Annotated in this window: 17 protein-coding genes; 12 read left to right on the top strand and 5 right to left on the bottom strand. The window is 61.0% G+C overall.

Annotation, left to right across the window (positions count from 1 at the left end; genetic code table 11):
- The first annotated feature begins 114 nt into the window (after positions 1–114).
- From AGR1_RS20880 to AGR1_RS20825, 12 genes are all read left to right on the top strand, one after another.
- Positions 115–2,064 (top strand): ABC transporter substrate-binding protein, encoded by a 1,950-nt coding sequence (locus AGR1_RS20880; protein WP_149148105.1) that lies wholly within the window; start codon positions 115–117, stop codon positions 2,062–2,064.
- Between the two features lie 121 nt (positions 2,065–2,185).
- On the top strand, positions 2,186–3,172 hold the full coding sequence (locus AGR1_RS20875; protein ID WP_149148104.1) for an ABC transporter permease: 987 nt from the start codon (positions 2,186–2,188) through the stop codon (positions 3,170–3,172).
- 9 nt (positions 3,173–3,181) lie between these two features.
- Positions 3,182–4,306 carry an ABC transporter permease gene (locus AGR1_RS20870; RefSeq protein WP_137411129.1) on the top strand — a complete coding sequence of 375 codons (1,125 nt, stop codon included), beginning with the start codon at positions 3,182–3,184 and terminating at the stop codon, positions 4,304–4,306.
- Positions 4,307–4,314: 8 nt separating this feature from the next.
- Positions 4,315–6,039, top strand: a complete 1,725-nt coding sequence (locus tag AGR1_RS20865) for an ABC transporter ATP-binding protein (protein ID WP_187772252.1) — start codon at positions 4,315–4,317, stop codon at positions 6,037–6,039.
- Positions 6,040–6,083: 44 nt separating this feature from the next.
- Positions 6,084–7,271, top strand: a complete 1,188-nt coding sequence (locus AGR1_RS20860; RefSeq protein WP_149148103.1) for a galactarate dehydratase — start codon at positions 6,084–6,086, stop codon at positions 7,269–7,271.
- Positions 7,258–8,124 (top strand): aldose 1-epimerase, encoded by an 867-nt coding sequence (locus AGR1_RS20855; protein ID WP_149148102.1) that lies wholly within the window; start codon positions 7,258–7,260, stop codon positions 8,122–8,124. The genes AGR1_RS20860 and AGR1_RS20855 overlap by 14 nt, the downstream gene beginning before the upstream one ends.
- Positions 8,125–8,300: 176 nt before the next feature.
- Entirely contained in the window at positions 8,301–9,074 is a 774-nt protein-coding gene (locus AGR1_RS20850) for a FadR/GntR family transcriptional regulator (RefSeq protein WP_149148101.1), read from the top strand.
- A gap of 75 nt (positions 9,075–9,149) precedes the next feature.
- Positions 9,150–10,658 carry an ABC transporter substrate-binding protein gene (locus tag AGR1_RS20845; RefSeq protein WP_149148100.1) on the top strand — a complete coding sequence of 503 codons (1,509 nt, stop codon included), beginning with the start codon at positions 9,150–9,152 and terminating at the stop codon, positions 10,656–10,658.
- A gap of 68 nt (positions 10,659–10,726) precedes the next feature.
- Entirely contained in the window at positions 10,727–11,674 is a 948-nt protein-coding gene (locus tag AGR1_RS20840; protein ID WP_077983880.1) for an ABC transporter permease, read from the top strand.
- 12 nt (positions 11,675–11,686) lie between these two features.
- Positions 11,687–12,559, top strand: coding sequence for an ABC transporter permease (locus AGR1_RS20835; RefSeq protein ID WP_162520594.1), 873 nt, complete (start codon positions 11,687–11,689; stop codon positions 12,557–12,559).
- 21 nt (positions 12,560–12,580) lie between these two features.
- Complete coding sequence (locus AGR1_RS20830; protein WP_149148099.1) at positions 12,581–14,365, top strand: gamma-glutamyltransferase family protein; 1,785 nt, start codon at positions 12,581–12,583, stop codon at positions 14,363–14,365.
- A 4-nt stretch (positions 14,366–14,369) separates the two neighbouring features.
- Positions 14,370–16,181 (top strand): ABC transporter ATP-binding protein, encoded by a 1,812-nt coding sequence (locus tag AGR1_RS20825; RefSeq protein ID WP_149148098.1) that lies wholly within the window; start codon positions 14,370–14,372, stop codon positions 16,179–16,181.
- Positions 16,182–16,218: 37 nt separating this feature from the next.
- Here AGR1_RS20825 and AGR1_RS20820 read toward each other — a convergent pair whose 3' ends face one another.
- The 5 genes from AGR1_RS20820 to AGR1_RS20800 are packed head-to-tail and all read right to left on the bottom strand — an operon-like array spanning position 16,219 to position 20,578.
- Positions 16,219–17,025, bottom strand: a complete 807-nt coding sequence (locus AGR1_RS20820) for an inositol monophosphatase family protein (protein ID WP_149148097.1) — start codon at positions 17,023–17,025, stop codon at positions 16,219–16,221.
- A complete protein-coding gene (locus AGR1_RS20815; protein ID WP_149148096.1) occupies positions 17,022–17,858 on the bottom strand; it encodes a glycerophosphodiester phosphodiesterase family protein in 837 nt (278 codons plus the stop codon). Before AGR1_RS20815 ends, AGR1_RS20820 begins: the two co-directional genes overlap by 4 nt.
- Position 17,859: 1 nt before the next feature.
- Positions 17,860–18,894 carry an ABC transporter ATP-binding protein gene (locus tag AGR1_RS20810; RefSeq protein WP_149148095.1) on the bottom strand — a complete coding sequence of 345 codons (1,035 nt, stop codon included), beginning with the start codon at positions 18,892–18,894 and terminating at the stop codon, positions 17,860–17,862.
- Positions 18,895–18,903: 9 nt separating this feature from the next.
- Entirely contained in the window at positions 18,904–19,728 is an 825-nt protein-coding gene (locus AGR1_RS20805) for an ABC transporter permease subunit (RefSeq protein WP_077983874.1), read from the bottom strand.
- Between the two features lies 1 nt (position 19,729).
- Complete coding sequence (locus AGR1_RS20800; protein ID WP_245307129.1) at positions 19,730–20,578, bottom strand: ABC transporter permease subunit; 849 nt, start codon at positions 20,576–20,578, stop codon at positions 19,730–19,732.
- Between the last annotated feature and the right edge of the window lies 1 nt (position 20,579).

Raw genomic sequence — 20,579 nt, 5'->3', positions numbered from 1 at the left:
CGCCCATATGGTCTGCCCCTGCCGATGGAGGATCGGCGTGCTGGCTGGCCGGGAGGGCCGTCGCGGTTCGGTGAAAACCGTCTCGCTGCCGGTGATTTTTTGGGAGGATTGTCGATGCGCGATGGCGATACATTTTCACTGGGCGTAACGCGCCGAACCTTTATGGCGGGTGTTGGCGGCGTGGCCGCGCTTTCCGTCATCGGGACCTCGGCGCGGGCTGCTGCCGGCAAGCAGGCGCCGGAACTGGAGGCGCTGGTAAAGGACGGCAAATTGCCGCCTTTGGCCGAACGTCTGCCGAAAAATCCGATGGTGGTGACGCCGCACGAGAAAATCGGCGCCTATGGCGGCACATTGCGTCGTGGCCTGCGCGGTTCATCGGACCATAACGGCATCCTGCGCATGGTCGGCAATCAGGGCCTTGTCCGCTGGAACATGGATTTTACCGAGGTTCTGCCGAACCTTGCGGTGAAATGGGAAGTCAACGACGATGCCTCGCAATTCACCTTCCATTTGCTGGAGGGCGCAAAATGGTCGGATGGCCACCCCTTCACAGCCGATGACGTGGTGTTCGCCATCGAGGACTGCATCAAGAACAAGGAGCTTTACAGCGCCACGCCGGCGCAGCTTTCCGTGGCCGGCAAGGCGGTCGATGTCGAAAAAGTCGATGATTTCACGGTAAAGTTCAAATTCGCAGCGCCGAATGCACTATATCTCGAAAATCTCGCCACGCCGCTCGGCCAGCATCCGACGCTGTTTCCCAAGCACTATTGCAGCAAGTTCCTGCCGAAATACAATACGTCGTTGGATGCCGATGTGAAGGCGGCGGGTGTCTCGAGCTGGACGGAACTGTTCCGGGCCAAATGCGGCGATATCGAAATTCCCTCCCGCTGGTCGAATGTCGACAAGCCGACGCTCGATCCATGGGTGGTGAAGGAGCCCTATTCCGGCGGTGCGACACGGGTGGTCATGACCCGCAACCCTTACTTCTGGCAGGTCGATACCGAAGGCAATCAGTTGCCCTATATCGATGAAATCAATTTCGGCATTTCGCAGGATGTCGAATCGCTGATGCTGAACGTGATTTCCGGCAAGATTGACATTCAGGAGCGCCATATCAGCGTTCTTGCCAACAAGCCGACCCTGTCACAGAACATGAAAAAGGGTGATTACCGGCTGCTGACGCTGGTGCCGTCTGCCGCGCAGCAGTGCCAGATCTATCTCAACATCACCCACAAAGACCCGGCAATGCGCAAGATGTTTGCCGACAAATCGTTCCGTCAGGCATTGTCCATCGCGCTCAACCGGCAAGAAATCATCGACATCGTCTATTTCGGCCAGAGCGAGGGTTATCAGGCCGGGCCGCGCCCGACACATCCCTGGTACAATGAAAAGCTGGCGCGACAATTCACCGAATATAATGCGGACAAGGCGAACGAGCTTCTCGACAAGGCCGGTTATGACAAGAAGAACGGCAACGGCATGCGGTTGCGACCTGACGGCCAGCCGATCTTCTTCTCGATCGATGTCATCCCGACGCTTTATCCCGATCTGGTCGATGCGCTGGAACTGGTGAAGGCGCAATGGGCGCAGATCGGCGTCGACATCAAGGTCAACACCATCGAACGTGCGCTCTATTATACACGCGGTGATGACAACGCCCATGATGCCGCCGTCTGGCCCGGCCCCGGCGGTCTCGATCCGATGCTTGATCCGCGCGATTTCTTCGCTTTCCATCCGCAGGGGTCGCGTTACGCAATCCCGTGGGCGCTCTGGTACACCTCGAATGGCCAGAAGGGCGAAGAGCCGCCGGAAAGCCAGAAGAAGCGCTTCAAGCTTTTCGACGAGGCGCGCTCGACGGCCGACCTTGCCAAGCGCGGTCAGAAGATGAAGGAAATCTTCGATATCGCGGCGGAAGAGTTCGAGACGATCGGTCTCTGCCTTGCGGTGGGCGGTTTCGGCATCATTCGCAACAATCTGCGCAACGTGCCCGAGACCGAACCCGACAGCTGGTCGTGGCCCAATCCCGGCCCGGCGCTGCCGCAACAGTTCACCTTCACAAGCTAATATCGCCACATGGGCGTCGCTGCCGTAACGCGGCGACGCCTCTCAGGTTGTTTCGACCACCCGCAGCCCGTCTCCTTAGTGGGAGGCGGCGCGTGCGGCACAATGTGATTGCGAGAACGACATGCTGCTTTTTATCGTAAAACGCCTGCTGTGGATGATACCGTCCCTGGTTGCCGTCAGTTTCCTTGCCTTTGTCCTGATCCAGCTGCCGCCCGGCGACTATGTGACGACCTATATCGCCACCTTGGCCGCTTCCAACGAGGTCATCGACCACAATACGGCGGCGCAGCTGCGGGAACGCTTCGGCCTCGATGACCCCATGATCGTGCAATATCTGAAATGGATATGGGGCATCATCAGCCGCGGTGATTTCGGCATTTCGTTCGAATGGCAGCAGCCGGTGTCCGGCCTCATCTGGGAGCGCATGGCGCTGACGCTGGTTCTGGCCGTCGCAAGCCTTCTCGCCACCTGGGCCATCGCCCTTCCGATCGGCGTTTTCTCCGCCGTGCGCAAATATTCGATCGGCGATTATCTCTTCACCGCCTTTTCCTTCTTCGGTCTGTCCATACCGTCGTTCCTGCTGGCGCTGGTGCTGATGTATGTGGCGGCGGTGGAGTTCGGGGCCGATGTCGGCGGGCTGTTTTCGGCAGAATATGAAACGGCGTCCTGGAGCATCGCCAAGATGATGGACCTGATGGCCCATATCTGGCTGCCGGTCGCCATCCTTGCCGTGTCTTCCACCGCAAGTCTCATCCGCGTCATGCGCGCCAATATGCTGGATGAATTGCCCAAGCCATATGTCACCACCGCGCGGGCAAAAGGCTTGTCCGAGTTCAAACTGCTGACGAAATATCCGCTCAGAATTGCGCTTAACCCGTTCATTTCCACCATCGCATGGCTGTTGCCCAATCTTATTTCGGGCTCCGTCGTTGTCGCCATCGTGCTCAATCTGCCGACGGCCGCGCCGCTGCTTCTGCAGTCGCTGATGGCGCAGGACATGTATCTTGCGGGCGCTTTCGTGCTGTTGATCTGTGCGCTGACGCTGATCGGATCGCTGATCAGCGACATCCTGCTTGCGCTGGTCGATCCGCGCATCCGGCTCGAATAGGAGGGCGCCATGAGCGATATCACCATCACCGCCAATGCCCGGCAGGACCGCGCGGCCGTCGCCTCGCAGTGGCAGCTCATCTGGTGGGCCTTCAAGCGCCACAAGCTGGCCATGGCCGCCATGTTCATCACCATCGCCATGTATATCGTTGCGCTGGTACCGGGCTTCTTCGCCATCAACGATCCGGTATTGCAGAATGCCCGCGCCACCTTCCATCCGCCGCAGCGCGTGCATTTCATCGATACGACCGAGGGTTTCTCGCTCGGGCTGCATTATTATCCGCTGAAGCTGACCCGTGACCCCGAGACACTGGCGGCGGTCTTTGTCGAGGATACGGCGAAGAAAATCCCGGTCCAGTTTTTCGGTCGCGGTTACGAATATTCCGTATTCGGCTTGTTCACCACGGATATCCATCTGCTGGCGTCCGCCGACAAGACGCGGCCGCTCTTCCTCTTCGGCGCGGATCGCCTTGGGCGAGATGTCTTCAGCCGCGTGGTCCAGGGGGCGCAGGTCTCCTTGTCGATCGGTCTTGTCGGCGTGTTCTTCTCGTTGCTGCTCGGCGTCGTTCTCGGCGGCATATCGGGATATTATGGCGGTCGCATTGATTTCACCATGCAGCGCGTGATCGACTTCGTACTCTCGCTGCCCACCATTCCCATCTGGCTGGCGCTGGCCGCCGCACTGCCGCAGGGCTGGCCCGCCACGCTTCAGTATATGATGATCACCATCATCCTGTCCCTGACCGGCTGGGCGCAGCTTGCCCGCGTCGTGCGCGGACGGTTCCTGTCGCTCAGGACCGAAGAATTCGTGGCCGCAGCGCGGCTGGATGGCGTGCCGGAAGGGCGCATCATCTTCCGCCATATGCTGCCGAGTTTTTCGAGCCATATCATCGCCTCGGTCACGCTTGCGGTTCCGGCGATGATCCTCGCGGAAACCTCGCTGTCCTTCCTCGGCCTTGGCCTTCAGCCGCCCACCATTTCCTGGGGCGTGCTGCTTCGCGAGGCGCAGAATATCCGCTCGATTGCGACTGCACCCTGGCTGTTCCTGCCCGGTGTGGCGGTCGTCATTGCCGTCATGGCGCTCAATCTGCTCGGTGACGGCCTGCGCGACGCAGCCGATCCCTATAACAAGTGAGGCCCCGGATGAGCGATATTCTCTCTATGAAGCCAGCCAAACCGCTGCTTGAAGTCCGCAATCTGGTCACTGAATTTCCGGTGAGAAACGGCATTTTCCGGGCGGTCAATGACCTGTCTTTTTCCATCGATCCCGGCAAGACGCTTTGCGTCGTCGGCGAAAGCGGCTCGGGCAAATCCGTCACCGCCCGTTCGATCCTGCAGATCATCGACAGCCCCGGCCGCATTGCGTCCGGATCGATCATCCTCAACCGTGCCGACGGCACGTCCCTCGATCTGGCGAAGCTCGATCCGCGCAGCCGGGCCATCCGCTCGGTGCGCGGCGCTGATATCGCGATGATCTTTCAGGAGCCGATGTCGTCGCTTTCACCCGTGCATACGGTCGGGGACCAGATCACGGAGGTCCTGCGTCTGCATCTGAAGATGAGTAAGGCAGAGGCGCGGGCCGAGGCCATAGAGCTGTTGCGGCAAGTGGAGATCCCTAACCCTGAAAAGGCGCTGGATCGTTACGCTTTCCAGTATTCCGGCGGCATGCGCCAGCGCGCCATGATCGCCATGGCGCTGGCCTGCAAGCCGCAGCTTTTGATCGCCGACGAACCGACGACGGCGCTCGATGTGACCACACAGGCCGAGATCCTCGACCTGATATCGCGGCTGCAAAAGGCGCATGGCATGGCGGTGCTGTTCATCACCCACGACATGGGCGTGGTGGCGCAGATTGCCGATGACGTGCTGGTCATGCATCACGGCGTCGCCAAGGAATATGGCACCGTTGATGAGATATTCCATAATCCGCAGGACCCCTATACCCGCATGTTGATCGGCTCCGTGCTGAAGCTGGAGCAGAAGGCGGAAATCCGCCTTGCGCGGCCTCCGCTCGACCTTGCAGCTGCTCCCGTGCTCGAAGTGAATGACCTCTCCATGCACTTCGGCGAGATGAAGGCGCTGGATGGCGTCTCGATCAAGCTTCTGCCGGGCGAAACGCTCGGTATTGTCGGCGAAAGCGGTTCCGGCAAGACCACGATGGGCCGCTCGATCATGCGCCTTTACGATCCGACGGACGGCGAAATGCTCTATCGCCGGGCTGATGGCACGGTGGTCGATCTGGCCAAAATCGAAGGTTCCGAGCTGAAAGCCGCGCGGCGTGAGTTGCGCATGGTGTTCCAGGATCCTTTCGGTTCGCTCAATCCGCGCATGACGGTGGCGCAGGTCATCGGCGAGCCGTTGCTGGTCAACGGCATTGCCAGAGGCAGGGAACTGGATGATCGCGTCTGCGCTCTGATGGAGCAGGTGGGACTGGACCCGGGCGGGCGCGAACGTTACCCGCACGCCTTTTCCGGCGGCCAGCGCCAGCGCATCGGCATCGCCCGCGCCATAACCCTCAAGCCGCGCGTCATCGTGGCGGATGAGGCGACGTCGGCGCTCGATGTTTCGGTGCGGTTCCAGGTGCTGGATCTTTTGATGCGGCTGCAGGATGAGCTGAGCCTCGCCTATATCTTCATCAGCCATGACATCGGCGTCATTCGCTATATGTGCGACCGTGTGGGCGTGATGTATCGCGGCAAGCTGGTGGAAGTGGGAGGCGCCGAAAAGGTCTGCAACGCGCCGGACCATCCCTACACGCAGGCGCTTCTTTCCGCCATTCCGCGCCCGGATCCGCGCGACCGGGATCGCACGCGCAGATTCCGCTACGTCGAACCATCCGAAGCCAAGAACGGGGCCGTCGCCCGATAGTGCCGGGCCTGCCGCACGCTGCAATTCATGAGGAAGACTGAAGCATGAAAATTGACCGCATGCGGGTATTCGTCACCCGCGACAAGGACCGCCCCCGCGTCATCGTCGCCCTCGATACCGATGACGGTTTGACCGGCTGGGGTGAATGTTACAATCACGGCCCCGATCTCGCCCTACCGCCAGTGCTGGACTACCTTTACGGCTTCCTCGCCGGGCAGGACCCGACGCGGGTGGAGTATCTCTATAACCTCCTGCTCCAGCAGAACCGCTTTCCGCCGGGAGCGCTCGGTCTGTCGGCCATCTCGGCGCTCGATCATTGCCTGTGGGACCTCGCAGCCAAGGCGGCGGGCGTACCGGTCTACAAGCTGCTGGGCGGCGAAGTGCGGGACCGTATCAAGGTCTATGCCGGTGTTTACACCGCCCCGGATGCGCCGGCGGCGAGGGAGGAGTTCGACCGTCTCAACGAGGATTGGGGCTTCACGGCCTTCAAGCTCAGCCCATGGCGTGTCGATATCCACGCCCATCGCTGGGGGGAGGTGGTGCGCAGTTCCGCCGAATATTTCCGCTCCCTTCGCGAGACGGTGCGGCCTGACTACGACATCGCCTTCGACGCCCATGCCAAGATTTTCGAGCCGGCGGCCGCCCGCCAGCTTGGCAATGCGCTTGCCCCTTACGATCCGCTGTTCTTCGAAGAGCCTTTGCGTCCCGAAAACATCGAGATGTGGGGAGACCTTAAACAGGGGCTGAACTGCACGCTGGCAACGGGTGAAAGTCTCTATAATCGCAATTATTTCCTTCGCCTTCTTCAAGTGAAGGGTGCGGATATCATCCAGCCCGATATCTGCGTCGTCGGCGGCATTTCGGAGATGCGCCGCATCGCCACGCTTGCGGAAGCCCATTTTGTCAGCATCGCGCCGCATAACCCGATGGGACCGCTCGCCACCGCCGTCAATGTGCATTTTTCCGCTGCCCAGCAGAATTTCCGCATTCTCGAATACCGGCTGCCGAAAGGGCAATGCTACGTCTATGGCGGCACTGATCTCGAACAACGCGAGGACGAAACCCGTTATGTCGTCGACCCCTACCTGCCGAAGGACGGATATCTGGAACTGAGGCCGGACCGTCCCGGCTGGGGTGTCGAGATGGATGAAAAGGCCATGCGGGAGGATGGCTATGTTCATTGGCAAAGACGGGTGCCAAAACGGCCTGACGGCTCCTATGCCTTCGCCTGAAACGGTTGAGATTGCCTGCGGGCGGCTCTCTGCCCGCTTGCGCCCCGACTGGGGTGGCAGAATGACCCATCTGCGGCACTTTGACTACGGCGATATTCTGGTGCCGACAATGGAGCAGGAATTCGAGCCGTTCAACTGGCCAAGGGCTGGCGCATACCCCTTGTTTCCCTATCACAACCGGCTCTATGGCGCGTCCTTCATCCATGCCGGTATCCGTCATGACCTGCTGCCGCATCCGGCGCTTGCGCCTGACGCCATGCATGGCCCGGCTCACCGCCGGCCGTGGGCGATTTCAGATCTGTCTTCGGTTCGGGTTTCACTGGTACTGGACTACGAGGCCGACGGGGATTGGCCTTTTTCTTTTCGCGCCGGGCAGTCTTTCATGCTTGAAGACGAAAGTCTTACCGTGGAACTGTCGATAACCAATCTCGCGGATGTGCCAGCACCGATGTCGCTGGGCTGGCATCCCTATCTGGCGGCCGGGCTCGGTCGCGACGCCCGGACGGACGCCAGGCTGCAATATCCGCTGGATGCGCAAAACCTGCCAACCGGCCAGCCGGCGGCGCCTCGCCCGAAACCCGCCATTCCCGCCGCAGCGGGATACACATGGCATTTCACCGATTGGTCAAGCGCGCAGGTCGACTTCGACCGGTTTTCACTGCGGCTTGAGGCCGATCCCGTTTTCGGCCATCTCGCCGTGCACCGCATGGAGCGCTACCTCTGTCTTGAGCCTGTTTCCATGGCCGCCGGAGCGCTTGGTTTGTCGCAGGCGCAGCGGGAAGGGCAGGGTCTCGGGACGGTTGCCCCTGGCGAGCGCCTGTCGGGGCGCATCAGGCTCTCCATCGATCTTTAGGAGGAGCGGGCGCGCCTGTGACGCCCAAACGCCCTCTGCCCACCGTCAAACTTCAAAAAACCGCCAAATGCCCATATTTTGAGCGTCAGTAATTATCGCTCAAAAATAAGCTTGACGACGGCGGAAATTTCGAACCAAATGAACCAATATAAGATTGGTTCGGTAAATGGTGCGACGTGACGGTGAACCCCAACGACAACTCCAACTATGCGCTAGGAAAATTGCGCGCGTACATTCAGGCGCAGGATCTTGCGAAGGACCGTCGCCTGCCGACGGAGCGGTCGTTTGCGGAGACTTTCAATGTCGGCCGGCGTGCGGTCCGGCGCGCTCTTGAGGTTCTTGAAGCCGAAGGTCTGATCTGGCGACGGCAGGGGGCGGGAACCTTTGTGGGTGAAAAGCCCGACGATTGGTCCGCCCAGGTGACAGAACTGGTCGCCGGTACGGATATTATGGAAATCATGGAAGTGCGTCTTCGCATCGAGCCGCAACTGGCGCAGCTTGCGGCCATGCGCGCCAAGCCCGCCGAGGTGGAGCGCATGCGCGCCCTCGTCCACAAGACCGGCCAGAGCACGGATGCCGACGCCAAAGAGTTGTGGGATGGTTCGCTTCACCGCCAGATCGCCCAGAGCGCCGGCAACAAATTGTTCCTGTCCATCTTCGATGTCATCAACCGCATTCGCCAGGACGATGCATGGCAGTCGATACGGGAGCTGGCGCGCCGCAGCGGCACGAACGGCAAGGCTTCCTTCGAGCAGCACATAGCGATCGTCGATGCCATCGCCGATCGCGACCCTGCAAGAGCTGGCGAAGCTATGCGCCAGCACCTGCTCATGCATCAGGAAAGGCTGATCCGCGCCACCTCGCTTGGCTTTCTGGAGGAGAAAGCCGGACAAGAGATTGCCGCCCGCAGCGCGGGCGATGCCGATAATCCGCTCACGCCGGCCTCATAGGCGGAAGAGCAGACCTGCCGGACTTTCAGACCCGGCCAATGAAAAAACAAAGATAACCAGACCAGAGGATAGAACATGAAGAAGATCAAGACATTGACCGCCGCCCTGTTGGCCGGTGCATTCCTGTCCGCGCCGGCGATCTCGTCCGAACTGCGTATCGGCCTTAATGACGACGCCGACGTGTTAGACCCCGCGCAATCGCGCACCTTCGTCGGGCGTATCGTTTACACCGCCATGTGCGACAAGCTCGTCGATATCTCGCAGGACATGAAGATCGTCCCCCAGCTTGCCACCGAATGGGCCTGGTCCGACGGCGGCAAGGTGCTGACGATGAAAATCCGCGACGGCGTGAAATTCCACGACGGCGAGACGCTGGATGCGGCGGCTGTCGTGGCCACCATCGAGCGCAACATGACCTTGCCGGAATCCCGCCGCAAGAGTGAGCTTTCCTCGATCGAAAAGGTCGAGGCCACCGCGCCGCTTGAAGTGAAATTCACCCTGAAGACGCCGGATGTCACCCTGCTGGCGCAGCTTTCCGACCGCGCCGGTATGATCGTCGCGCCGAAGGCGGCCAAGGAACTGGGCGCCAATTTCGGTTCGAAGCCGGTCTGCGCCGGACCGTTCAAATTCGTCGAGCGCATCCAGCAGGATCGCATCGTGCTCGAGAAATTCGCCGATTATTGGGACAAGGACAAAATTCTGGTTGACAGGGTCGTTTATCTGCCGATCCCGGATACGACCGTGAAGCTTGCCAATCTTCGCTCGGGAGACCTCGATATCGCCGAACGCATCGCGGCCTCCGATGCCGAGTCCGTGAAGAACGACGCCAATCTGACCTATGCGGATGTCATCGGTCCGGGCTACATGGCCATGTATGTCAACATCAACAACGGCCCCCGCGCGGATAATCCGCTCGGCAAGGACAAGCGCCTGCGTCAGGCCTTTTCCTATGCGATTGACCGGGAAGCGATCGGCCAGATCGTCTTCGAGGGCACGTCAAAGGCAGGCAATCAGGCCTTCCCGCCCACAAGCCCATGGTTCAACCGGAACCTTCCTGTGCCGGCGCGCGATATCGACAAGGCCAAGCAACTGATGAAGGAGGCGGGTTACGAAAAGCTCGACGTCGAGCTTCAGCACGCCAACAACACGACGCAGACGCAGATGATGCAGGTCATCCAGTCTATGGTCGCGGAAGCCGGCTTCAACGTCACCCTGAAGGCCACGGAATTTGCCACGCTTCTTTCCGAGCAGACCGCCGGCAATTATCAGCTCAGCCGTTCCGACTGGTCGGGACGCATCGATCCGGATGGCAACCTGCATCAGTTCGTCACCTGCAAGGGCGGCATCAACGATGTGAAATATTGCAATCCTGAGGTCGACAAGCTGCTCAACGAGGCCCGCGCCTCGACCGAAGATGCAGTGCGCAAGGAAAAATACGATGCCGCCAGCGTCATCCTCAACGATGACATGCCGATCATCTATCTTGGTCACCAGCCCTATGCCTACGCCATTTCCAACAAGGTCAAGGGCTGGGCGCCATCGCCGGACGGTATGATCCGCCTTCTCGGCGTCTCCAAGGACTGAACACGTCGCATGCGCCGCACGGCCCTGCCGTGCGGCCCTCACGAATTGGCACGAACGAGGGCCACGCCATGCCTGTTTATATCGGCAAGCGACTGCTGGTCGCTATCCCGACGCTACTGATCATCTCCATTTTCGTGTTCTCGCTGCAAAAACTGCTGCCGGGAGATCCGGTTCTCGCCATGGCTGGCGAAGAGCGCGATCCGGCGACGATTGAATTCCTGCGTGAGAAATATCGCCTGAACGACCCGGTTCCGCTGCAATATGTCAACTGGCTGGGCGGCGTCGTGACGGGCGATTTCGGAATTTCGCTGCGCACAAACCAGCCAGTGCTGGAACTCATCGGTCAGAAGCTGCCGGTCACCATTCAGCTTGCGGTGATGGCGATGTTCTTTGCTATGGTCATCGGCATTCCGATCGGTATTCTCGCCGCCGTCAAGAAGAACACCTGGATCGATTACGCGGCCAATATTGTTGCGCTTTCCGGCCTCTCTATCCCGAATTTCTGGCTCGGCATCATGCTGATCCTGCTGGTGTCGGTCAAACTCGGGTGGTTGCCGGCATCCGGTTATGAATCGATCTTTGTCGATCCCGTGCGCTCCATCGAAACCATGATCATGCCCGCCTTCGTGCTGGGCAACGCGCTTGCGGCAACGCTGATGCGCCATACCCGGTCGGCGATGGTGGCGGTGCTCAGTTCCGACTATATCCGCACTGCCCGAGCCAAGGGTCTTTCGCCGCGCGAGATCATCCTGTCGCATAGTTTCCGCAATGCGCTTCTGCCCGTTATCACGCTTCTGGCGCTGCTCTTCGGCGAATTGCTGGCCGGGGCGGTGCTGACGGAGCAGATTTTCACCATTCCCGGCTTCGGCAAGATGACGGTCGACGCGGTGTTCACCCGCGACTATGCCGTCGTGCAGGGCATCGTTCTTTGCACCGCCGTCGGCTTCATCCTCATGAACCTTCTGGCCGACATTGCCTATGTCCTGCTCAACCCCCGCCTCAGGGCGACGATCTGAGGCACCGATATCATGACCGTTCTCGATCAAAACCTCTCCGTAGCGGTAACGCGGCAGGAAAGCCGCGCCTGGAAAAAGATGAAGCGCAACAAATCGGCGCTTGCCGGCATGGCTATCGTGCTGTTTTTCGCCGTTCTTGCCATTGCCGCGCCGATCCTTCCGATTGCCGATCCGGTGGCGACCAGCTGGTCGGCCATCCGCAAGGCCCCCTCGGCCGCCCATTGGCTCGGCACCGACGATCTCGGCCGAGACATCCTTTCCCGCATGATCTATGGCGCGCGCGCCTCGCTGATGGCGGGCGTGGTCTCGGTGATGATCGCCGTGGTCATTGGCGTGCCCTTTGGCCTGATTTCAGGTTATTTCGGCGGCTGGGTGGATATGGTCATATCCCGCATCACCGAAGCGTTGCTGGCCATGCCGTTCCTCATCATGGCAATCGCGCTTGCTGCCTTCCTTGGCCCGAGCCTCACCAATGCGATGATCGCCATCGGTCTTTCCGCCATGCCGATTTTCGTGCGCCTGACGCGCGGGCAGGTGCTGGCGGTCAAAACCGAAGACTATGTCGAAGGCGCAAGGTCCATCGGCCTCAACCACATCGACATCATGACGCGTTACATCCTGCCGAATGTTTTTGCCCCTATCATCGTGCAGGCGACCCTGACCGTTGCGACCGCCATTATCGCTGAGGCGAGCCTCTCTTTTCTCGGGCTTGGCCAGCAGGCGCCTGCGCCCTCCTGGGGCTCGATGCTGAATACTGCAAAGAATTTCCTCAGCCAGGCGCCGTGGATGACGATGTGGCCCGGCATCGCCATCTTCCTCGTCGTCATCGGCTTCAATCTTCTGGGCGACGGCCTGCGTGATGCGCTCGATCCGCGCGAAGCATAATTTTTTACAAGGAATATCGGAATGAATGAATTCACCACACGCCCTGAAATCCTTGGAACCTTCGGCGTCGTCACCTCAACCCACTGGATCGCGTCGGCCGTCGGCATGGCGATCCTCGAAAAAGGCGGCAATGCTTTTGACGCGGCCGTCGCCACCGGTTTCGTCCTCCAGATCGTCGAGCCGCATCTTTGCGGTCCGGGCGGAGATATGCCCGCCGTGTTTTATTCGAAAAAGAAGGACAAGGTGGAAGTCATCTGCGCCCAGGGCCCGGCCCCGAGCGGTGCGACGATCGAACATTACACGTCGGAAGGGCTGAAGCTGATCCCCGGCGACGGGCTGCTGGCCACCGTCATTCCCGGCGCTTTCGACGGCTGGATGCTGATGCTGCGCGATTATGGCACCATGAGCGTGCGCGACGTGCTGGAACCCGCAATCTATTATGCTGAACAGGGGCATCCAACGCTGCCGCGTGTCTCCGCCACCATCAAGGGGCTGGCCGATTTCTTCGAGAAGGAATGGCCGACCTCCCATGAGACGTGGTTGCCGGGTGGTGCCGCACCCGAGCCTCACGCCAATTTCCGCAATCCGGTTCTGGCTGCGACCTATCAGCGGATTATCACCGAAGCCGAAGCGCGTTCCGGCCGCGAAAACCAGATCGAGGCGGCGCGCGACGCCTTCTATCGGGGTTTCGTTGCGGAAGCTATCGACCGTTACGTGAGGACTGCGGAAGTCATGGACGCCAGCGGCGCGCGGCACAAGGGCGTGTTAGCGGCGCAGGATATGGCGGACTGGAGCGCGATGGTCGAAGCGCCCCAGACGCTCGACTATCAAGATTGGACGATTGCCAAGACGCCGGCCTGGGGACAGGGTCCGGTTCTGCTGCAGTCGCTTGCGCTTCTGAAAGGCTTCGACATTGCGGCCATGGACCCGTCCGGTCCCGATTTCATCCACACCATCGTCGAAGCCATGAAGCTCGCTTATGCCGACCGCGAAGTCTATTACGGCGATCCGGAATTCGGGCAGATCCCGACGGAATATCTCCTGTCGGAAGGCTACAATGTCGGACGCCGTGCGCTGATAAGCGGCGAGGCCTCGCTGGAGCTGCGCCCCGGCACTGTGCCGGGTTACGAAAAGCAGGTGGACGCCACCATGGCCATGCTGGCCGAGATGAGCGGCGCCGGCACGGTCTACGAGCCGACCATGTCGCATCTGACGGAGAAGCGCGGCGATACGGTGCATATCGATGTCATTGACCGCTGGGGCAACATGGTCTCCACCACGCCTTCGGGCGGCTGGCTGCAATCCTCTCCCATCGTGCCCGGCCTCGGTTTCGCGCTCAATTCCCGCGCCCAGATGTTCTGGCTGAAGGACGGCCTGCCAACCTCGCTTGCACCGGGCAAACGACCGCGCACCACGCTGACGCCTTCGCTTGCGCTTCATCAGGGGCGTCCCTCCATGGTGTTCGGCACGCCAGGCGGCGATCAGCAGGATCAGTGGCAATTGCCCTTCTTCCTGCGTTATGCCCATCACGGCAAGAACCTGCAGGCCGCCATCGACATGCCGCTGTTCCACACCGCGCATTTTCCGGGGTCGTTTTATCCGCGCACCCGTTCGCCGGGCGAAATCACCGTGGAAAGCACCGTGGGCGAGGCGACCTTGCAGGAGCTTCGCCGTCGCGGGCACCGCGTCACGGTTGCCGATGCATGGTCGGTCGGGCGGCTCACCGCCGCGCGCCGCGATGCGGACGGCCTGCTGCGCGCCGCCGCGACACCGCGGCTGATGCAGGCCTACGCGGTAGGGCGGTGACACCATGGAGACAAGACCCGTCCTTTCCGTCCGTAACCTCACCACCTCCTTCCTCGTGGATGGCGTGTGGAAGAGCGTCGTGCGCAACGTGTTCTTCGATGTCGCGCCTGGCGAAACCGTCGCGATTGTCGGGGAATCCGGCTCCGGCAAATCGGTGACGTCGCTGTCTCTCATGCGCCTGCTCGCCCCGGCCTCCAGCCGGATCGAGGGGGAGGTGCTGCTCAACGGGCGCGATCTTCTTGCGCTTTCCGAAAGGGAAATGCGCGGTGTGCGCGGCAACGATATCTCGATGATCTTCCAGGAGCCGATGACCTCGCTCAATCCGATCTTCACCATCGGCCGCCAGATTTCTGAAGTACTCATCCGGCACAAGGGGCTTTCGAAGCAGGAGGCGCGGGCGGAGACGGTGCGGCTTCTGGAAAAGGTTCGCATTCCAAACGCCTCCGGTCGTTTCGATGAATATCCTCACCAGTTTTCCGGCGGCATGCGCCAGCGGGTGATGATCGCCATGGCGCTTGCCTCACGGCCGAAACTGCTGATCGCCGACGAGCCGACGACGGCGCTCGACGTCACCATTCAGGGGCAGATCCTCGATCTGATCAAGCTGCTGCGGGAAGAGGAGGGCATGTCGGTCCTTTTCATCACCCATGACATGGGCGTGGTGGCCGAAATCGCCGACCGGACGATCGTGATGTATCGTGGCGATGAGGTCGAGACCGGACCGACGGAAGACATCTTCCGGTGCGGTAAGCACCCCTATACACGGGCGCTGCTTTCGGCGGTGCCGAAGCTCGGCTCGATGCGCGACCGGCAATGGCCGACACGGTTTCCGGTGCTCGACATGAAAACCGGCCTTTCGAGCGAGCCGCAGGAAGTGGCCGGGACAGTTGCGAGTGGGCAGACGCCGGTTCTATCGGTCAAGAACCTGGTGACGCGTTTTGCCGTCCGCTCCGGGCTGCTGGCGCGCCAGACGGGCGCGGTCCATGCGGTGGAAAACGTGTCCTTCGATCTGTTTCAGGGGGAAACGCTGTCGCTGGTGGGGGAATCCGGCTGCGGAAAATCAACCACCGGGCGCTCGATCATGCGGCTTGTGGAACCGACGGCCGGCGACGTGTCGCTCGACGGGTACGATGTGATGAGGCTCGATACGGTCGGCCTGCGCAATATGCGCAAATCCGTGCAGATGATCTTTCAGGACCCGTTCTCGTCGCTCAATCCGCGCATGACGGTGGGCACGGCGATTTCCGAGCCCTTTATCAAGCACAAACTGGGCAACACCAGACAGGCGAAGGAAAAGACTGCCGATCTTCTCGAAAAGGTGGGTCTGTCCGCCGATATGGCCAGCCGCTACCCTCATGAGTTTTCCGGCGGCCAGCGCCAGCGCATCGCGATTGCCCGTGCGCTGGCCCTCGATCCCAAGGTCATCGTTGCCGATGAAAGCGTCTCGGCGCTCGATGTTTCGATCAAGGCGCAGGTCTGCAACCTGCTGCTCGACCTGCAACAGAGCCTCAACCTCGCTTTCCTGTTCATTTCGCATGACATGGCGGTGGTGGAGCGCGTCAGCCATCGTGTGGCGGTGATGTATCTCGGGGAGATCGTGGAGATCGGGCCGCGTGCGGCGGTTTTCGACAATCCGCAGCATCCCTATACGAAAAAGCTCATGGCCGCCGTGCCCGTGCCTGATCCGGCAAGGCGCGGGATAAGGCGCGGCATATCCAATGACGAGCTGAAAAGCCCGATACGGGCAGTGGGATATGAAACACCGGTGCGGAACTACAGGACCGTTTCGCCCGGCCACCTGGTGCAGGTGGCCTGAGAAGAGGCACTGAACGCTTCGAAAAAGAATTCGTTCGTCAGGGGTTCTTGGGCGGAACGCCGCGCAGGTGCTCCATGAGATAGGCATGGGTCGCGGCATTGGCGACGATTAGCGTACCGGTCTTTTCATAGAACTCCGGTCCGCGGCCCCACCAGTCGGTCACGATGCCGCCGGCCTCCTGCACCAGCAGAATGCCGGCTGCCGTGTCCACGAAGCCCGTTTCCTCGTAATAGCCGGTCAGCCGGCCGCATGCGACGTAAGCGCAGGAATTTGCGGCGCTGCCGACCACGCGGACCGCGCCGATAGGCGCACGAATGGCGTCGAGGCGCTGATAGGCGCCGGGATAAAGCTGGAGATTGGGCGTGGGCAGGCCGGTGCCGACGCACATCAGGGCGACATCGGTGCTGGCATTGACCTGCAGGCGCTCGCCGTTGAGATAGGCGCCGTCTCCCTTGATCGCGGTGAACATCTCGTCTGAAACTGGATTATAGACCAGCCCGCAGATCGTTTCACTACCGCGGCGAAGCGCGATGGTGATGGTGTAGTGGTGGCCGAAGAGGAAATTGGTGGTGCCGTCGATCGGGTCGACCAGCCAGCGGTGATCCTGATCCGCCCCTTCGACGGGTGCGAATTCCTCACCGGTCAGTCCCCAGGGATATTGGCCGAGCAGGCGCTCGCGGATCAACGTTTCGGAATCCCGGTCCGCATCGGAAACGAAATCCCCCGGTCCCTTGACGCCGATTTCGATGTCGCGGAAGCGCCTGAAATGGTCGAGCGTCAATGCGCCGGCCTCGCGGGCGGTTGCGACCATATGGTCGAGGATGGTGGTATAATTGACTATCATCGGTTGAAAACCTCGGCGAGCCCTTCCGGATCATCGGTGGTGATCTGGTCCACCTTAAGCCGCAAAAGGCGTTTCACCTGTTCTATGGATTGCGGTGTGACGCTGTTGATCGTCCAGGCGTCGACCCGGCGGCCGGCGGCATGTATGGGGGCGATGATATCGACACCGGCATCCTCGGCAGCAAGCACGATCTCGTAGTCGAGATAGATCATCCCGGCATTGGGCGCGGTGGCAAGGGCATCTTCGATGAAGCCCGGATAGTTTCCGCTTGCCTTCAGTGCAGCTAGCGTGCCGCGGTGGCAGGGATCGTATCCGGTGCGAAGTCCCGGCGCTGAACCGGCCAGCATGGCGATGGCGTCGAAATCGCCGCCCGACAGGATCACCGAGCTTGCTATGGGCGAAACGCTCGCCCCGAAACCGGCGACCACCTGCGGGGTGAGCGCCTGCCGGTCTTCCTTGAAATCGAGCTGGAGCAGGGCGTCGGGGTGAACGGCGCCCTCGGCAAGCAGGGCGCAAAGGTCTTCGAGCAGCATGACCTTCGCATCGATGGGGTGGCCGTCATTGTCGCGCAGGTGGAGCTGGCGCAGGGCGGCGGCGGATGTATCGCGCACCCGGCCGGTGCCGGTGGTTTCCCGCTCCAGCGTCCGGTCATGCAAAACGGCGCAGCCGTGATCGGCATGGATGACGAGATCGACCTCGATGCTTGCGCCAAGCCGCATCGCCTCGATGATACGCTCGCCGGTGAAGACCGGATCTTCGGCACGACGCCGGGCGCGATGCCACTTGAGCCATGTTCTGTGGCCGTCGCGGTCGATAAGGATCGGCTGGTTCATGTCAGCTCCGGTAGATTGGGCGGTTGTCGCGATAGGCCGTGACGGCACGGGGCGAAATCTGCACGCCCTGTCCCGTCTGGAACATATCCGGGTGGGCGACCATGGATTTGATCCTTGTACCATCGGCGAGATCAAGGTCGACAAGCCCGTGGGTGCCGTAATCGGTCACCCGGTGCACACTTGCTTGCCGCGTTTCGGAGATCGTCAGATCGATGGCTTCCGGGCGAACGGCGAGAATGGCCGGTCCGTCGGAGACGGGAAGCGGCAAGCTGAAATCGGCCCGCACGAAATTTCCGTCTGAAACTGCGCCTTCTATCAGGTTCATGGTGCCGATGAAGCCGGCGACGAACGGGGTCTGCGGTTCGCGGTAGATCACATTCGGCCGGTCGATCTGTTCGGTCTTGCCGTTCGCCATCACGACGATGCGGTCGGCCATGGAAAGGGCCTCATCCTGACCGTGGGTGACGAACAGCGTGGTGATACCGAGGCGCTGCTGGATATCGCGCACTTCCTCCCGTAACCGCTCGCGCAGATGCTGGTCGAGGCTGGCGAAGGGTTCGTCGAGCAGGAGTATTTTCGGTTCGAGAACCAGCGAGCGGGCAAGCGCCACCCGCTGCTGTTGGCCGCCGGAAAGCTGGCCGGTGGCGCGCTCGCCAAAACCGGAAAGCCCGACGAGTTCGAGCACCGCCTCCACTTTCTCTCTGATAACGGCAGCCGGCATGCGGCGCAGCTTGAGGCCGAAAGCGAGGTTCTTGAAGACATTCATGTGGCTCCAGAGCGCGTGGCTCTGAAACACCATACCGGTCGGCCGTCGCTCCGGCGGCAGATGCGTGACATCTTCGCCATCGATGGAGATCTGTCCGCCCGTCGGCTGCTCGAAACCGCCGACCATGCGCAGCAGCGTCGATTTGCCCGAACCGGAGGGGCCGAGAAGGCATACGAGTTCACCATCGGCGACATCGAGCGAAAAACTGTCGACGGCATTGGTCTCGCCGGAATAGGTTTTCGTAACCTGGCGGATGTGAAGTACGGACATGATGATTTCCTAACCGCCGAAACCGCGGGCGAATGCGCCGCCACCGATGACGCGGCGGGCGAACATGAGGGCAATGAAGGACGGCGCCCACAGCAGGACGGACAGGACCGCGCCATACTGGATGACCATCTGGTTGTTGATGTAACTGATCATCAGCACCGGCATCGTTCGAATGCCCGGTGCACCGATCAGCCATGCGCCTTCCGTCTCGTAAAAAGTGCCAACGAAGCTCAGCAGCACGGCGGCAGCGATGGTCGGTCCCGCCTGCGGCAGCGTAATCGACCAGAAGACCCTGAGCGGACTGGCGCCGACATCGCGGGCCGCCTCTTCCATGCGCCGGTCGACGGCCTGAAATGCCGCCACCGGAATCCAGATCATGAACATCAGCGTGCCGACGAGCTGGATGAGAACGACGCCCCAGAAGGTGCCGATGAGGTCGAGCTGGAGGAAAATGGCGGCAATCGCCACAAGAAGCCCGAATTTCGGGAAGGCGTGGCCGGCAAGAAAGGAGAAAAACAGCAGGTTGCGGCCGGGAAAACTCATGCGCGCAAAGGCATAGGCGGCGGGAAGGCAGATCACCGCTGAAAGCAGCGTTACCACCGTTGTCAGCCGCAGGCTCAGCATCAACGCGTTCCACACATCGGCGCGGCCCAGCGTCTGGCCCCAGAAGCGGAAACCGAATTGCTGGGGAATGACGTTGGGAAAACGCCAGACCTCGGTGAATGCCCAGGTGCCCACCACAAGCAGCGGCCCGACGATGGCGACGGTTAGAAGGGTGGCGAAAAATATGCCGGGCCAATCCATGCGCGTTCGCGCCGGTGAAAGGGTCGTCATGTTATTTCCCCTGGTTGCGTGCGACCGAACGCACGTAGAACAGGCCGAAGGCAATGCAGAAACCGAAAGCGATGACGGCCTGGGTCATGGCGCCGATGGGATCCTGCACTTCGCGCAGCGTGCGCTGCATGAAGGGGCCGAGCATTTCGGGAGAAGCCGGTCCGAGAAGATAGGGCAGGGTGAAGGAGGAAAAAATACCGAGCACTGAAAAGGAAAGCGCCACGAGAATGGAATTGGAAATGCGGGGCAGGATGATGTGCCAAAAGACCTGAAGCGCGTTTGCGCCCACATCCCGCGCCGCCTCCACCGACTGGTTGGCGACGCTGCCGAGTCCCGCGAGCAGGATAAGAACGGTCAGCGGAATATTATCCCAGACAAGACCGATGACCGGCCCCCACGGAGTGAGATAGGGCGTGCGGATTTTCGGCAGGTCGACCGCATTGAGCAATATGTCCACCATGCCGTTAGGCCCGAGGACGCGGATGAAGGCGAAGGCGAGGATGATGGAAGGCACGAACATGGGGAAGATGGCGAGCGCCTGCACATAAGCCGAAAGGCGGCCTTGCGAAAAGCGCAGGTAAAGCGCGATCGGCAGGCAGATCATCAGCAGGAGGATCGCGCAGACCATTGTCGTCCACAGCGTCACGGCAAGATTATCGAGGCTGTAGCGGTCCGAGAAGAAGAAGATGTAGCTCGAAAGGTCGAAACCCGTCTCGCCGCTCGCTCCGGTGCGCCAGACGGTGCGGCCGATGGCGTTGAGGGCAGGCCAGATGACCAGCCAGACGATCAGGAAGACGGGGATGGCGACGAGCAGGAGGCCGATTGGCCTCCTGCCTGCCGTATTGTCTATG

The organism is Agrobacterium sp. B1(2019) (genome assembly GCF_008274755.1).
Classification (GTDB): domain Bacteria; phylum Pseudomonadota; class Alphaproteobacteria; order Rhizobiales; family Rhizobiaceae; genus Agrobacterium; species Agrobacterium salinitolerans.
Note: the sequence above shows the minus strand (reverse complement) of the source record. Positions and strands in the feature narration are given on the sequence as shown.